The organism is Streptomyces peucetius (genome assembly GCF_025854275.1).
Taxonomy (GTDB): Bacteria; Actinomycetota; Actinomycetes; order Streptomycetales; family Streptomycetaceae; genus Streptomyces; species Streptomyces peucetius_A.
On the sequence record NZ_CP107567.1, the window covers coordinates 2,283,330 to 2,298,764 of the forward strand.

General features: G+C 66.5%; 10 protein-coding genes and 2 pseudogenes. 8 read left to right on the top strand and 4 right to left on the bottom strand.

The window, feature by feature from the left end:
• Positions 1-269: 269 nt before the first annotated feature.
• The 4 genes and pseudogenes from OGH68_RS10495 to OGH68_RS10510 all read left to right on the top strand — a co-directional run.
• Positions 270-505 (top strand): annotated as a pseudogene (locus OGH68_RS10495) (bifunctional DNA primase/polymerase); the annotation flags it as partial.
• A 395-nt stretch (positions 506-900) separates the two neighbouring features.
• Positions 901-1,506, top strand: coding sequence for a hypothetical protein (locus OGH68_RS10500; protein ID WP_264243108.1), 606 nt, complete (start codon positions 901-903; stop codon positions 1,504-1,506).
• 390 nt (positions 1,507-1,896) lie between these two features.
• Complete coding sequence (locus OGH68_RS10505; protein WP_264243109.1) at positions 1,897-2,451, top strand: hypothetical protein; 555 nt, start codon at positions 1,897-1,899, stop codon at positions 2,449-2,451.
• A gap of 1,116 nt (positions 2,452-3,567) precedes the next feature.
• Positions 3,568-5,172, top strand: coding sequence for an IS1182 family transposase (locus OGH68_RS10510; protein ID WP_264243110.1), 1,605 nt, complete (start codon positions 3,568-3,570; stop codon positions 5,170-5,172).
• A gap of 549 nt (positions 5,173-5,721) precedes the next feature.
• Here the strand turns inward: OGH68_RS10510 and OGH68_RS10515 are convergent.
• Positions 5,722-5,886, bottom strand: coding sequence for a DUF4265 domain-containing protein (locus OGH68_RS10515; protein ID WP_264243111.1), 165 nt, complete (start codon positions 5,884-5,886; stop codon positions 5,722-5,724).
• An 828-nt stretch (positions 5,887-6,714) separates the two neighbouring features.
• Here OGH68_RS10515 and OGH68_RS10520 point away from each other — a divergent pair.
• On the top strand, positions 6,715-7,458 hold the full coding sequence (locus OGH68_RS10520; protein WP_413471087.1) for a transposase family protein: 744 nt from the start codon (positions 6,715-6,717) through the stop codon (positions 7,456-7,458).
• 578 nt (positions 7,459-8,036) lie between these two features.
• On the opposite strand, the gene OGH68_RS10525 is transcribed toward OGH68_RS10520, so the two are convergent.
• Positions 8,037-8,312, bottom strand: a complete 276-nt coding sequence (locus OGH68_RS10525; RefSeq protein ID WP_264243112.1) for a hypothetical protein — start codon at positions 8,310-8,312, stop codon at positions 8,037-8,039.
• A gap of 45 nt (positions 8,313-8,357) precedes the next feature.
• Positions 8,358-9,560 carry an IS110 family transposase gene (locus OGH68_RS10530; protein ID WP_264243113.1) on the bottom strand — a complete coding sequence of 401 codons (1,203 nt, stop codon included), beginning with the start codon at positions 9,558-9,560 and terminating at the stop codon, positions 8,358-8,360.
• Positions 9,561-10,225: 665 nt separating this feature from the next.
• Between OGH68_RS10530 and OGH68_RS10535 the strand changes: the two genes are divergently transcribed.
• Positions 10,226-12,034 (top strand): IS481 family transposase, encoded by a 1,809-nt coding sequence (locus tag OGH68_RS10535; protein WP_413470960.1) that lies wholly within the window; start codon positions 10,226-10,228, stop codon positions 12,032-12,034.
• 86 nt (positions 12,035-12,120) lie between these two features.
• On the top strand, positions 12,121-12,570 hold the full coding sequence (locus OGH68_RS10540) for a nuclear transport factor 2 family protein (RefSeq protein WP_264243114.1): 450 nt from the start codon (positions 12,121-12,123) through the stop codon (positions 12,568-12,570).
• Positions 12,571-12,592: 22 nt separating this feature from the next.
• Here OGH68_RS10540 and OGH68_RS10545 read toward each other — a convergent pair.
• Positions 12,593-13,471: pseudogene (locus OGH68_RS10545) on the bottom strand (IS5 family transposase).
• A gap of 667 nt (positions 13,472-14,138) precedes the next feature.
• On the opposite strand from OGH68_RS10545, the gene OGH68_RS10550 reads away from it, so the two are divergent.
• A complete protein-coding gene (locus OGH68_RS10550) occupies positions 14,139-15,278 on the top strand; it encodes a hypothetical protein (RefSeq protein ID WP_264243115.1) in 1,140 nt (379 codons plus the stop codon).
• Positions 15,279-15,435 lie beyond the last annotated feature (157 nt).

Consider the following 15,435-nt stretch of genomic DNA (forward strand, 5'->3'; position numbering starts at 1 on the left):
GGGTCTGCCGCACGACAAGGCAGACGGGGAGCGACACGACAAGCAGGGCACCGGGCAGCACCCGGTGCTGCCCGCCGTCGTTGAAGGGACCCCGTTGTCCACTCCCAGCCCCCGTACGAGATCACCACCGTCCCCCAGACGCCGACCACAGCGCAGGAGGAGATGCTGCCGCACGAACTGCCACCCGGCGTCCGACTCGTCACCCTGCCCGGGAGGATTCGGACCCTCACCCACACCCGGCCCACACGACCGCGTCCGCGCCGCAGCCGGTGCCCGTCCTGCCCCTGCGGCTCGGCGGCAAGCGCCCCACACTGCACGGAGAGCCCGCCTGCACTCGCACCGGCCAGTGCGCCGGCGGGCACGTGAAACGGGAGCAGCGCGCCACCACCGACCCCGACCGCATCCGCGCCGCACGGCCCACGGGCGCGTTCAACGTCGGCATCGCCACCGGCCCGCCGGGCTGCTCGTGGCCGACCTCGACAAGCCCAAGACCAACAGCAGTTCGGAGTAAGTTCGATCAGAGGGGCGTAACGGCACTCAGGGACGCGGGACGCACGGTCGTCGGGGGTCGCTCTTGGCTGCTGGCGACTGGCGTCGTTGATGTCAAGCCTGGATGTCAGGGCGAGGCTGGAGCCTCGGATATCGCCAAGTGGTAAAGTCCCGCTCTTCGCCAGTTCCCCTGTGCGGAGTCCCCTCGGCAGGTCGTACCATGTCCGATCTCCTTGACCCCGATCCGTACACGATGTGGCGGCACGCGCTGGCCGAGGCTGATCGGGTCTTCGCGTACCTCCCGAGATTGACCGCCCGGTGGACGGCTGCACTTACTGCACCCCGGAGTCGGAGCTGCGCATTCTTGGTGGCGATCCCGCTGCCGTACCAGACGATCTCCTGGGGCATTTCATGCGTGAGGTCGTCAGCCACTGGGAAGCGGACCAGTACCCCGTCCTGTGGCGTCGTCTCATGCCCCGTGCGCTGCGCTACTGGGGGCCGGAGGGCCATGGCGCCGATCCGTCTGGGGAACTCAGTCATCTCGACCAGCACGGGGCCAAGTTCGTGGACCGGCCTGCACCCGAACGTGCCGTTGTAGAACAAGCCTTCCGAGCCCTGCTGGCGATCGCTCTGGTTGACGGTCGGCCCCCTTCTGATATCACCGACCTTTTGGAAGGAATCGCCCACGCAACGGGTGGTATGGAGCCGTGGCTGGAGCACATTGGTGGGCTTGCCGGCCCCGAGGCGGACGCCGGGCTCGTCCGCCTCGCCCTCGACTGGGCAACCGACCTTCTCTGGGAGGAACTCCAGTTCACGTGGTGGTATGGCGGCGACCCCCAGGTGATCGCCGCCTGGCTGCCCACCCAGCGAGCCCGCATCGCCACCTTTGCCACGCGGCATCCGCGCTGCAAGACCGCGGCCGACGCGCTGATCGCGGTGGACCGACTCCAAGCCGGTGGCCTCAGCCCATGGCTGTACCCGTACGGCATGAACGAGTTCCTCAGGCTGGCCCCATGAGCAGACTGAAGTGTCGTCGGCGGTCAGCACCGGTCGATTTTTCCTGACACAGACGACATCAGCCGCGCGTATGCCCTCTTCATCGATGGGCCGACGCGCTCATCGTCACGGCGGGCGCCCTGTTCTCACAAGTGCGCGCTAGCCACGGCAGGCGACGCCTCATGGTCACGTCCAAGTGTCGGCACAACGGACTTGGAGCCCTAGTTTGGAAGACGCCGTATGCGGATGGCGGCTGAGCTGCGGATGGCTTTGTCCACGAGGTTGGACAGCGCATTGACACCGATTCTGGAGGCAGCAAGCCCATGAGACCGGAGCGCAATGTTCACGAGATTCGACAGCACCAAGGGGCGGTTGGGTCGGCGCTCCGGGCCCTGACGTACGTTCGGGCCTATGACGCACCCTGAAATCCCGGCTGGTGGCCCAGTGAGCAGCTGGTGGGCCTACCTGGAGGAACGGACCTGTCGGGAGGTCGACGCCGACGTGCTGCGGGATCGTCGACTGTCGGCGGTCAAGTGCGTCTGGGAGGCATTGCGTCCGCTGGGGGTAGGCCTGCACGAGGCCGAGCGGGTGGTTCACGCGCGATACGAGGCCCTCGGCGACCGAGTGCAGCGCACACCGCCCGATCCGCTCGACCTTGCGTCACTCGCAGCGCGCGCCGCAGCCCTCCCGGGCCGTGTGGTGGCGGTGGAGGCGTTTTGGGACGGCGATACCGTGCACGACTGGTTCGTGCTCCTGGTCGCGGTCCTGGACTCCCCAGACGGGGAGAGCCACCTGGCGACCGTCTACCACCACCCTGACGGCTCTCCGCCTGGCGTTGCCGTCGCCAAGGCAGGCCGGGCGCTGGCCGACCATCTTGATGTGCCGTTTCACTTCGCCTCCCCGGACGTCCCGGATGACGAGGCACCACGCTGGCGGACAATCCGGCGGCTGGCGGAAGGGCCGTGACCCCGGAGCGAAGGGTCAATCACGGTGGCTCAACGAGGCCGGACTTTCCGGTGCCTCCCGTTCTCATGAACATCGCCTCAGGGCGCATCTGGGTGCCTCCCGAGACGGTGAACAACTGCTGTCGATACTCGTGAACAAAGCCATGCGGATGAGCCGACCTGGGCGTGTGTGTCGGTGACCCTGCACTTCCCCGCCCGTCAACCGGCCGATCGGGCACGCCTCGGGCACGAGAGTTACATCAAGGCAAAGGCGACTTGGCCAACCATCACGGCGCTGAGTACGCCGCATGTGAGCTGGACAGTGATCGGAGTGAACATGCGACTCACTCCGACAGTGTTGGCGAAGAACCCATGCACGCGCCACGCGGAGTCCCGGACGTTGCAGGCCACCGCCAGCAGTGCCGCCCCTACGACTAGATCGAACCCCACTGCTGCCCAGCTCATCCCAGCCCCATCCGCTTACGTCGGCTCGTTGTGTCCTGAGGCGTGACCGCCTGAGCTGGCGCACTGAGGTCGGTGGAGTCTTAAAGCCTGCCTAAAACCGGCTAAAGCCGTGGAGCCGACCGGGCCCAGCCACAGCGGGCTACCGTCCACTGCATCGGGTGTGCTCGCTCCAGCCGCGCGGCCGGCGGAGCCGGGGCCGGGAGCAGGGCGGAGACAGGGGCGTCGGGGCCCGGCGCTGGAGCCGGGGCCGCGCGCGGCGAGCGGAGCGAGCCGCCTTGAACCTCACTGCCCCGCCGCCGGCGGCCACTCCCCATCACGCCTACCCCGATACACCTGCACCGGCAGATGTCGGCGGGGTACTCATCGAGATCGAACTTCGCATGCCTGGCGAGCTCAGAAGCCGCAAGGGGCTTTCCTGCCGCAGCGCCACCGATGCCTTGTGACATGGAAATGGCACGCGAAGGGGCCGACCGTGTCTGACGCTGACTCTGTCGGGGATCTTGAGGATCCCCGGCGGGGCAGCGTGATCAACGGGCATGCTCGGCTCTGTTCAAGGACCGATGCAGTTGTCGAGGTGCCCGTTGTCGCTCCGTGCCCGTTCTGGTGAGCAAGTCCCTTCTCTGACCGTGCGGATGCACGAGCGAGCAACCCGGGCGGTACGACGGCGATGTGGGTGAGAGACCGCCTGGGCGGGCTGTGGCGGGACGAGGACTTCGCCGACTGGTATCCGCGCGGTGGTCGTCCGGGGCTCTCGCCCGCCCAGCTTGCCACCGTCTGCGTGCTGCAGTTCCTGCTCGGTCTGTCGGACCGGCAGGCGGCCGAGGCGGTCCGCTGCCGCATCGATTTCAAGTACGCGCCGGCCATGGAACTGGACGATCCCGGCTTCCACCACAGCGTGCCGGCCGACTTCCGCGAGCGTCTCACCGAGGGCGGCCGAGCCGACCGCCTCCTCGACCTCGCGCTCGCGCGCCTGAAGGACGCCGGTCTCGTTGGCGAGCGCACCACCCAGCGCACGGACTCCACCCACGTCCTGGCCGCGGTGCGCGAACTGACCCGGCTGGTACTGGTCACCGAGGCCGTCCGCGCCGCGCTGGAAGAGCTGGCCGGCACAGCTCCGCATCTGCTGGCCGCTCTGGTCGACGAGGAGTGGGGGCGCCGCTACGGCCGTCCGGTCCGTCTGGGCAAGAACCCCACCCGCCCCAAGACCAGGATCCTTGCCACAGGCGGCGACGCCGTCCGGCTGCTGGAGCACGTCGGGGAGCACGGGGCGGATCGCCTGTCCGGTCTCCGGGTCCAGGCCCTGCGGCGGATCATGGTGCAGAACCACTACCGCGACGGGGCCGGCCGCCTGCGCTGGCGCACCACCGAGGACGGCGGGCTGCCGCCTTCGGCCGTCACAGTCGTCTCGCCCTACGACACGACGGCCCGCTACGCGCGCCGCCGACATGTCACCCGTTGGACAGGGTTCGTCGCACATCTCACCGAGACCTGTGATCCTGACGGCGTCAACGTGATCACCGATGTGGCCACCACCGACGCCACCGGCTACGACGCGAAGGCGCTGCCCGGCATCCACACCCGGCTCAAGCGCCGCGGGCTGCTGCCTACCGAGCAGCTGGTCGACGGCGGCTACACCTCCCTGGCCCATCTGGAACAGGCAGCCCGCGAACACCAGGTCACGATCACCGGACCGCTGCCGGTCAACTCCACCCGCCAGCACCGCAGGAACGACGGCTTCGGCCGCGACGACTTCCACATCGACTTCGACCGCCGGCAGGTCACCTGCCCGCAGGGCGAGACCAGCGCGGGATGGCACGGCCCCTATCCGACCTCCTCACCCACCGCGGCACCTCTGATCGTGGCACGGTTCACCAAGAGCCAGTGCCTTCCCTGCCCGGCCCGCACCCGCTGCACGACCACCACCGACAGCGCCCGAACCGTGGGCTTTCCCCCGCGAGAACTCCGTGACCTGCAACTCCGAGTCCGCGCCGAGCAACAGACACCCGAATGGCAGGCCCGCTCCGCGGTCCGCTCCGGAGTGGAAGGCACCATCAACGAACTCGCCCACGGACACGGCATGCGCCGCTGCCGCTACCGGGGACAGCACAAAACCCACCTACAGCACGTGTTCACAGCCATCGCCGCGAACATCGAGCGCCTCAGCCGACGGCCGCCGACCAGAGAAGCACCTTCGTCCCGGCCACCGACCGCCTTCCAGAACTACCTGGACCAGCACGGAATCACCCGGCCGAGGTCTTGGCGGTCCGCCAGAAACTGAGCAGACCGCCAAGATCCCCGACAGAGTCAGCGTCGTGTCGGTCGGGCCCCTTCGGCTGGTGGGCGCGGACGGTTTCGAACCGCCGACATCTGCTTTGTGAGTTCGATCAGCCGGGCTTGGCGACACATGGATGTACATGAGACTGGGTCGTTGTCGACTGCTCGTTGCCGCTGCTGTCCGCCGTCGTTGATGTCAGGGGTGGATGTCAGGCAGGACGGTGAACAGGGCTGCCGAAGAGTTTCGGAGCCAGCGACGGTAGCTAGCCGTTAGGTCCGCGTGCATGGGTGCCGCCACAGCTGCCATGGTCACTGCCATCGTCGGAGTACTTGGCACGCCTTGGAACCTCTAACAGAATGATCGGCTGGTCTACGAGTCGACCTCCCAGAAGAGAGCGCCTTGCCTCCGCGGATCCTTGAGTTTCGGTCAGAGGATCCGGGTCTGTTCCGGGCGGGAGGTCGACGGCGAGATAGGTGCCCTGCAGCCATTCGTGGGCCAGGCCCAAGGCGACACCGTGTAGCCGCTCGTGAAGCTGATCAAATTGAGGGGTGGTCACGAGCCCGACTTCGTGACCACGATGCTGACCATGTGCTGGTCGTCGATGGTCACGACATCTCGATGGCAGATGCCGTAGGTGAAGAACGGCAGGCAGGCGCTTTCGAACGACCCTCCGTTTGTCCTGCTGCCTCCATGACCGCCGTTGTTCTCTTCCAGCACCTGCCTGCCGGCAGCATCAGCTCAATGTGGCGCACTCCGCGACGGCGAAGAAGGCGGCGTCATCTTCGCCTTCGATGGTCACTTGCCACGAGTCGCCAGGGCCCCTCTGGGTCTCAATGAGCTGGTATGCGACATCGGTCCCCGGCTCGTTAACGACGACGAACCCGCCGCCTGTGACGACACTTCCGGCGGGACACGTCGCGGTGGATGTCGCCGTGCCGCCGCCGCCCTCAGCTACTACGACCGTTCCCTCCACCTGGACGGTGGTGAGAACGCCGGTCGCACCCTGAGCCCCCTGAGCACCCTGAGCACCCTGAGCCCCCTGAGGACCCTGGGGGCCTTCAGCACCCTGAGCCCCCTGAGGACCCTGGGGGCCTTCAGCGCCCTGAGGACCCTGGGGACCCTGGGGACCTTCAGCACCCTGAGGACCCTGGGGACCTTCAGCACCCTGGGGGCCCCGCTTGCCCTGCGGGCCGCGCTTGTCACGGTCCCTGTCCTTGTCGCGGTCGGCACTCACGGCGCCGTTCGGACCCGGCAGTCCCAGGGTGTGGTCGCTGCCGGACCGGTGGATCGCGTCGGCGATGGCCGTAGTGCTCGAGACGACGTTGAGCACTACCGCGAGCGTGCCCACCGAAACGAGCGTGGCCGCTTTCACGCCGTACCTACGGATGGTTTTATTGCTCACTGAACGCTTCTCATCCTGTGGTTCGCGGGTGATGACGGCTGGCGGTCGGGGGCCGTAACGCGGCAGGGCTCCTGGTCGTTTCGGCTGGTGATCTCACTCGCCAACGTCTCGACACAGGAGCCCTGTTGGTCCCGCATCGTGCCATGCTCGACGTCCCGCACGAGGTCGTGGAGCACGTTTCCTGGCTCATCTACGCCCGAAGGTGTGAGCTGAACTCCCGCTGGCGCAGGCTGGGCTGCTTCCGGCAGGCCCTGCTTGTCCTGGTGCACCTGCGCAAGAACGAGACTCTGGCCCAGGTCGCAGCGGGGTTCGGCGTCTCCACCGCGACCGCCGGCCGCTACGTGAGCGAAACGGTCGACATCCTCGCCGAGCGCGCCCCGAGCCTGCACGAGGCCCTGCGCGAGTTGCCGCCGGAGGGGTTCGTCATCCTCGACGGCACCCTGATCGCCACCGACCGCATCGCGGCGGACGAGCCGTACTACTCGATGAAGCACCGCCGTCACGGGATGAACGTGCAGGTCGTGGCCGCGCCGGACGGGACACCGCTGTGGTTCTCGCGAGCGTTGCCCGGCCGCACGCACGACCTGACCGCAGCCCGCGCACACGGTGTGATCCAAGCCTGTCTGTCCCGTCAGCTCCTCGTCCTTGCCGACCGGGCCTACCGCGGAGCCGGAGCCACCGTCCGCACCCCCTACTACGGCCGAGACCTTCCCGAGAAGTACGCCCAGTTCAACCGGGACCACGCCCGGCTGCGGGCGCCGGGCGAACGTGCCTTTGCGCGCCTCAAGCAATGGCGGATCCTCCGCAAAGCCCGCTGCAGCACCAACCGCATCGGCCGCACGGTCGCCGCCGTTCACGCCATCGAGATCGCCTGGAGCTCAGGATGAGAAGCGTTCACTGGAGAACCTTTCCTCATGGAACCTCGAGTGACCACACCGCAAGCGCGCGCATGCCATGAGCACACTAAACTCACGTGCGCATCGTCGCTGGTAGCCGGAGGGGGATTGTTCACTCTTCGCCTTGAGGTAACTACGAGATAACCCCAGCAGCAAGCCGGAGATCGCCTGGACGGCGGCAATTACTGGAAATCTGATCGAAGATGGGATTCGAATGCGTTCGCGATGCGGTCGCTGTGACCCTTCCCCGAACGTTTCCTTCCGGGCCCTCCAGGCCCTTACGACGCACGACCGTGAGCAGTAGACGGCGTTCGAAGGCCTGCCCACCCCCGCCACCCAAGTGGCCCCGCACTCTGGTCACTCGGCCGGCCGACACCGCTCAACTCCGCGGCACCCGCTTGTGCACCCGCTGCTCCCAGCGCCACTGCCTGAAACGACATGCCGCCGAGCCGCTGATGTCACACGCCTTCGGTCGCCTCTGCTTCCTCGTCCTCGTTGCCACCCACGGCGTCGAGGGCGGTGGAGTCTTAATGACCGAGTCAAGGGGGCTGAGGACGGCCCCGATGCTGTCAGAGGTCTTCGCTAGCGGCCCCCAGGCCCTCCATGACCTGGTTGTGGAAGTCGCGCTCGGCCTGGCGGCAGGGGGCGGTGAAGAACATGCGTCCTGCCTCGGCAAGTCCGCAGTGCAAGAGACCCATGGTGACGAGCACGGCATCGGCCCCGTGGCAGTTGTGGTCCTTCAGCCACTGCTGCAGCGAGTCGGCGTCGTGCGTTGCCTCCCAGACTGATCGGGCCGATTCGACCGTGGCTGCGATGCGGGCTGATCGTTCTGGTCCGACGGTCACTGGCTTTGGCCTCCTGGGTCGACCGCAGCTTACTGAGGCCCCTTGTCAGGCCGGGCGGACGGATGGTGGCTGCATGGAGAAGGGCCGTCCGTCCCGGAGTAGGGCCCAGCGAACGTTGACGCGTCGGCGGGCGAGGGCGATCACGGCTTGGACGTGTTTGCAGCCCTCGGCTCGCTTCTTCAAGTAGTAGTCGCGGTTGGGGCCTTCGCGGATGATGCTGGTCTGGGCGGACAGGTAGAAGACCCGGCGCAGGCGTCGGCTGTAGCGCTTTGGGCGGTGGAGGTTGCCGCTTCGTCGACCGGAGTCCCTGGGAACGGGGACGAGGCCGGCGGCAGAGGCGAGGTGGCCGGCGTCGGGGTAGGCGGCCAGGTCGCCCGCGGCGACGATGAACTCGGCGCCGAGGATGGGGCCCATGCCCGGCAGGGACTCGATGATCTCGGCGTGAGGGTGAGTGCGGAAGGTCTGCCGTATCTGCTGGTCGATGTGCTTGAGCCGATCGTCCAGGGCCAGGATTTGCTCGGCGATGTCCGCGACGATTTTGGCGGCGAGGTCCTGGCCAGGCAGCTCGGTGTGCTGAGCCTTAGCGGCTTGCATTGCGGTGGTGGCGACCGCGTCGGCGTTGCGCACGTTCCGGCCTGAGAGCCAGGCGGCGAGGCGGGTCTGGCCGCGGCGGCGTATGGCTGCCGGGGTTTGGTAGCCGGTCAGCAGGATCAATGCGCCTTTGTGGTCGGCGTAGTCGAAGGCGCGTTCCAGCGCGGGAAAGATGCCGGTGAGCACGTCGCGGAGGCGGTTGAGCATGCGGACCCGGTCGGCGATCAGGTCAGATCTGTGGGCGGTCAGCAGGGCCAGGTCGGCGGCGAGCTGGGCGGGCACCTCGATGGAGGTGAAGTCTCGCCGCAGGCGCGCGGTGTCGGCGATCACGTAGGCGTCGCGAGCGTCGGTCTTGGCTTCACCACGGTAGGCGCCGGACATGCGGTTGACCGTGCGACCGGGAACGTAGACGGCCTGTTGGCCATGGGCGGCGAGTAGGGCCAGCAGCAGCGCGGACGCGGTGCCGGCAATATCCACGGCCCAGTGCACCTCGTCCGCAAGGGCGAGGATCTCGCCGAGCGCGGTCAGAATCGCGCTCTCGTCGTTGTGAACCTTCCGGCTCCATGCCGTCGCCCCGCTGTCGTCGCCCGCGACCAGCCAGTGATGGGCCTTACCTGCATCGATCCCGACCCAGAGCTGGGTCAAATGCTCGGCCATGTGCGTCTCCTCGGTTCAGGCAGCATGCCGTTCGGTCCGAGGAACACCCGCCGTCAGCTCCGTAAACAGCGACTAATGCGCACATCTCAATCAGCGGCCAGGGCGTCCCGGAGAGCCGGGCGGCCACTCCACCGGAGCCATCTGCGGCAAGCGGTTTTAGAGCCACACCCGACTCTCCCGGACCGCCGAACAACTTACGGAGCGGCTTTGGGCGGGAGCTGCCATGGGGCGAGAGATCATGGCCCGTACGCTGGTCAGCTATCGGGCAGTCTGTGGACCTGCCCGGTAAAGCACGACGTTGGGGCCATGATCTTCGAGGCTCGCCCCATGGCGGCTGCCTAAAGCCGTGGAGCCGACCGGCCCCAGCCACAGCGGGCTACCGTCCACCGCATCAGGTGTGCTCGCTCCAGCCGCGCGGCCGGCGGAGCCGGGGCCCGGAGCGGGGCGGAGACAGGAGCGTCGGGGCCCGGCGCTGGAGCCGGGGCCGCGCGCGGCGAGCGGAGCGAGCCGCCTTGAACCCGTAGAGAAACTCTTACCGCGCTGATCCCACGGCCTGCTGTCCGATCCCGGGAGATGCTTGACACTTCGGTCCCAGCTGATGGTTGACAGTGGCCGTGTTCGGCTTTTCTGTGCACGTCGTTGCGGCGTGTGGCGGGAGGCCGGGATTGGCGCTGGTGGAGTTGTCGGTTGTCGAGCAGAGATACCGGGCTGTCCTGGCCGTGCTGGCGGGTGCGACGGTGACGGAGGTCGCCGCTTCGCTGGGGGTGTCGCGGCAGACGGTCAGCGGGTGGAAGTCCCGGTATGCGGCCTCGGGCCTGGCGGGTCTGGCGGACCGGTCGCGTCGGCCGGCGTCGTGTCCGTATCAGGCCTCTGCCGAGGTGGAGGCGGCCGTGTGCGAGCTTCGACGTCAGCATCCTCGGTGGGGTCCGCGGCGGATCGCTCATGTGCTGGAGCGGTCCGGGGCAGTCACGCCGGTGCCGTCGCGGATGACCGTGTATCGGATCCTGGTCCGCCATGGGCTGGCGGAACCTGGGGTCCGGCGCCGGAAGCGGTCGGAGTACAAGCGCTGGCAGCGGGACCGTGCGATGCAGCTGTGGCAGATGGACATCGTCGGCGGCGTGATGCTGGTCAACCCGGTAACGGGTGAGTTGTCCGAGGCAAAGATTGTGACCGGTGTGGACGATCATTCCCGGTACTGCGTGATCGCGTCGGTGGTTGAGCGGGCGACCGGGCGGGCGGTCTGCGCAGCCTTCGCCCGGGCCTTGCAGGCGTTCGGGGTGCCGGAGGAGGTGCTGACGGACAACGGCAAGCAGTTCACCGACCGGTTCGGGCACGGTGGTGAGGTGCTGTTCGACCGGATCTGCCGGGAGAACGGGGTCGCTCACCGGCTCACCCAGCCGGCGTCGCCGACCACGATGGGCAAGGTCGAGCGGTTCCATCAGACGCTGAGGCGCGAACTCCTCGACGACTGCGGTGCGTTCGAGAGCATCGAGGCGGCTCAGGCGGCGCTGGATCGTTGGGTGGAGGAGTACAACTCCGTGCGGCCGCACCAGGCGCTGGACATGCAGTCGCCGGGCGATCGGTTCACGCCGGTTCCCGAGGAGGAGCGGGATGTTCTGGGGCTGAGGGTGCCGGGGGTGCTCGCGCTGGTGCCGCAGCAGCGGGCTTCCCCTGCGGCGCCGGATCCGGCCGAAGCGACGTCGGCTCCTGTCCCTCTTCCCGAGGCGGTGCAGGTGGACGAGGGCGGGCCGGTGGAGTTCGAGCGGGTGGTGCCTGCGAGTGGGAATCTGCAGGTCGCGGGCAAGCAGTTCTGGCTCGGTCCGGCCCGCTCAGGCCTGACGGTGACGTTCTGGGCCGACACTTCTGTGATTCATCTGCTGATCGCCGGAACGCGGATCAAGAGCGTGCGTTCGCACCTGTCCGTGGCGGACCTGGGACAGCTGGCCGCCCGCGGTGGACGTGCTGCCGGGCCGCCGCCGCTGCCTGCCGGGGACGGAGCCGCGTTCGAGGTGGACCGGGTGGTGAACAACAGCGGCCTGGTGGGCCTGGGCGGGCATCAGGTGCTGGCGGCGAAGATCCTGGGCGGTCGTGCGGTGAGTATCCGGATCGACGACGAGACGCTGTCGTTCTTCGATCCGTCGTCGCGGAAGCTGCTGAGGGTGCGGCCCAACCCGCTGACCAGCGAGGAAGTCAGTCGGCTGCGGGGCCTGCGTCCGGCTGGCCCGCCGCCGCGGCCGGGCGTCGAGCCGGTGCGGGTGCAGCGGCGGGTCAGTGCGGTGGGCACGGTCATGGTCTGCCGTCAGGTCGTGTCCCTCAGGCGCCCCTACGCAGGTCAAACGGTGACAGTGCACGTCTCGGACACGACGATCAGCGTCGAGCTGGACGGCCAGGTCCGCGTCATCCGGCGCACCACCGACATTCCCGTCCGCCACGTGAAAGCGAACAAGCCCTACAAGGTTTCCGATGTGGTCTAGGGCGTGTTGCGGAAGTGCCGACCGTGCAGCACAACGATGTCTGATTACCGCCAGCAAGGTCCTGCTGTGGTCCTCATGCTGGCGGCATGACGATGTCATCCACTACGGAGTCAGCAACAGTTCTCACCGGCATGTATGCGGCTGAGGCGGAGTACCTGGCGGCGGGAGGCCCTGGCGAGGCTTCGTTCGACCTCCTCGCCCCCTTCTTTGCGCCGGATGTCGAGCTGCATCAAGCAGATGCCCTGCCCTACGGAGGCACTTGGCGTGGGCACAACGGCATGACGCAGTTCTTCCTCATGATGGGAGAGGTGTGGGAGTCGTTCGAGATGGTGGAACAGGAGTTCCTGGCCACCGGTGAGACTGCGGTCGTGCTCACAAAGGTCCGTGCTCGCGCTCGCGCGACCGGCCGTGAACTCAGCTTCCCCATTCTGCAAGCGATCACGGTCAAGGACGGGCGGATCACCGAGGTCCGTCCGTTCTACTGGGACACGCGGGCTATCGCCGATGCCTGCGCCGTGCCGACACCGACAGACTGAGGTCGACGGCAAAACCCACTGGTCACAGCCACTCGTTGAGGAGGACTGCCACCAGCACGGTCGCCTCGTAACGGACGGCAAGCTTGTCGTATCTCGTGGCCACGGCCCGGTGGCGCTTGAGGCGGTTGATCCCGCGTTCGACCGCGTGGCGCTCGCGGTAGTCGGTCTTGTCGAACTTCGGCGGCCGACCGCCTCGGGAGCCGAGTTTCTGGCGGTTGCGAACTCGGTCCGCCGGGACCGGGATGGTCGCCTTGATACCGCGTCTTCGCAGGTAGGCCCGGTTGCGGCGGGAGTCGTACGCCTTGTCGGCCCGCACACGGTCCGGTCGCTTACGGGGTCGACCAGGACCGATCCGCGGCACCCGGATCGCGTCCAGGACGGACTCGAACTGCGGAGAGTCGCCTCGCTGCCCGGCCGCGATCAGCACCGACAGAGGCTTCTGCCCCCTGCTCGACGGCAAGGTGGATCTTGGTCGTCAGACCGCCTCGGGAGCGTCCGAGGCCGTGGTCGGCCGGCTCGACGGCAATGCCGCCGGGCGGCTCCTTTTGCAGGTCCCCCTTTTCGCCGCCCCGGCCGCGTGCTGGTGGGCCCGGCAGACGGTGGAGTCGACGTTCACGTCCCAGGTGATCAGGCCCTTCGCATCCGCCTCGGCCTGGAGGAGGGTGACGATCCTGGCCCAGGTGCCATCCCGCTGCCAGCGGCGGAACAGGTCATAGACCCGGTCCCAGGGCCCGTAGCGTTCCGGCACATCGCGCCAGGGAGCACCTGTCCGGGTCCGCCACCGTATGCCGTCTATCAGCTGCCGCCGCGTCCACACCGGCGGACGGCCCGGCTTGATGCCCTGCGGCAACAACGGCTCCAGCCGGGCCCACTGGCCATTCGTCAGATCACCACGTCCCACAGAGCGTGATCATCAACGAACAAGATCCACTTTCGCAACAGACCCTAGGCCCACCGTCAAGCATCAGCTGAGACCCGAACGTCAAACATCACGTGGGACTAGACACAGCCAGCTGCTATCACCGAGTCTGAGGGACTGCCGTCAAGACCTACCGTCAACGCCCCCGCAGCGGCTCGCTGCGGGGGCGTTTCGGCTGGTGGGCGCGGACGGTTTCGAACCGCCGACATCTGCTTTGTAAGTTCGCCCGGGCCGCCGTCGCACCTGGGCGAGTCACAGGCAACGGCGCTGCTGATAGCCGCTCGATGTTGCTGCTGTCCACTGCCGTTGATGTCAGCTATGGATGTCAGGCGCCCCCTCGATGCGAACTATCGGCGGGGCGGTCTCTTCTCTGAGGTCTGCGAGGCTGCACGGCCAGCGCCTCAGGTGCCCTGAAGGTCTACTACGGTCGGCGTGGTTGCTGTACTCCGCTGATGTACAACACGTCTGCTGACCACCGCGCCCTCTACCTCAGGTAGCGCAGATCTCCGCTGGTGGATGGCCGCAGGTGAGATTCACCCGAATGGAGTAACCGAGTTGGTGAACAGTAGAGTCAGGCGCCCACCATGAGTAACAGGCGACCGCGCAGAGATCTCTCTTCATTCGCAATACACGGGACGAGGCGATCCGCATGGTTGAGATAGCTGTCCCCATCATCGCTGCCCTCCTCGGTGGTACAGCAGCATTCTGGCTGACAACGTGGTGGAATCGCCCGCGACTAGACCTCACCCTTGTATCGATCGCAAAGGATCGAGACCCGGATGATCAAATAGAGATCAGCCCTCGAACCAAGGAAATATCGGATTCTTTTCTCGTAGGCCCGAGTCTCCAAAATATATCACCCTGTTCCGACGTTACAGAGACACGTAACCAGTCTGAGCAACTTCGAGACGGGGCCTCATCTCAAATTGAGCTGGCGAAGGAATTCAAGAGAAGACTTCGCAATTGCCACAATAAGGAGGAAAAGGTTGAATTCATTGAGGAATTGCTCAGTCCGCCAAGCTCCCTCATCTATATGGAGATTCGGTCAGGCCTCCGCCGTCGCGCACTTTCACCCTCGCCGGGACAGGCGCGAGAGCGGGAGCCGCTCTTCGACTTGCATGAGAAGGAGATGAGTGATCGCAGCATCATGTATCTGGAGCTACCGAATTTCTATCACCCCATATCGTACGACTCGCCGATAGGTGACGTGGACCTACAGAGGATTAGGCCGCTGGTTGAGGCGATGAGGTTCTTCGATCGCGATGCGCTGCGTGAGTGCCTAGAATTTGCCATTCAGGGGATCAGGGCCGACCAGGCCAGGGCGGACACACTAGTTACGAAGCTAGGGGATGCCCTTGAATCTGGCCCCTACAGGATATCCATGATTGTTGTAAATAAGGGGGCGCACACCGCGCTGTTGAGCCCCTACGGGGCCCTCAAAACGAGTGGCGCAACATTTGCGTTGGAGCCACTGCCGCTACGGGCCACAAAAATGATTGACGGGAAGGGCAATTGTCACCGCATCTCCGAGTCTTCGTATGTTTCCCTCGAACCGAAGTCGGCGAATACGGTGATTCTGGAGTCCGATCCGATGGATGGGGCGTCACCGCTAGGTGCAGCTTTTAACAAGAGACTTCTGAACTGCTCGGCCGTCGTCGTTCAGATAAAGAGGGGGATTCGGGGTAAACCTAAGAAGAAGACAATTTGGACCACGACTAAGGAATTTGGCGCCAACCTTTCCGGGGAACTTCGGCAGCACGCCATGGAAGTCGCGAAGCCATCCTCCTAGATCCCTTCCACGCGGAAGAGAGATCCTCTAGGTCGGCGGGAGCGGCTTTGGGCGGGAGCTGCCATGGGGCGAGAGATCGGGGCCCGTACGCTGGTCAGCGAAATCGGGCAGTCTGTGGACCTGCCCGGTAATGGCCCGATGTGGGCCCCGATCTTCG

Excerpts from the sequence above, each read along its gene's own strand:
- OGH68_RS10550 (WP_264243115.1), top strand. The coding sequence starts at position 14,139 with ATGGTTGAGATAGCTGTCCCCATCATCGCTGCCCTCCTCGGTGGTACA.
- OGH68_RS10540 (WP_264243114.1), top strand. The coding sequence starts at position 12,121 with ATGACGATGTCATCCACTACGGAGTCAGCAACAGTTCTCACCGGCATG.
- OGH68_RS10500 (WP_264243108.1), top strand. The coding sequence starts at position 901 with ATGCGTGAGGTCGTCAGCCACTGGGAAGCGGACCAGTACCCCGTCCTG.
- OGH68_RS10520 (WP_413471087.1), top strand. The coding sequence starts at position 6,715 with ATGCTCGACGTCCCGCACGAGGTCGTGGAGCACGTTTCCTGGCTCATC.
- OGH68_RS10530 (WP_264243113.1), bottom strand. The coding sequence starts at position 9,560 with ATGGCCGAGCATTTGACCCAGCTCTGGGTCGGGATCGATGCAGGTAAG.
- OGH68_RS10505 (WP_264243109.1), top strand. The coding sequence starts at position 1,897 with ATGACGCACCCTGAAATCCCGGCTGGTGGCCCAGTGAGCAGCTGGTGG.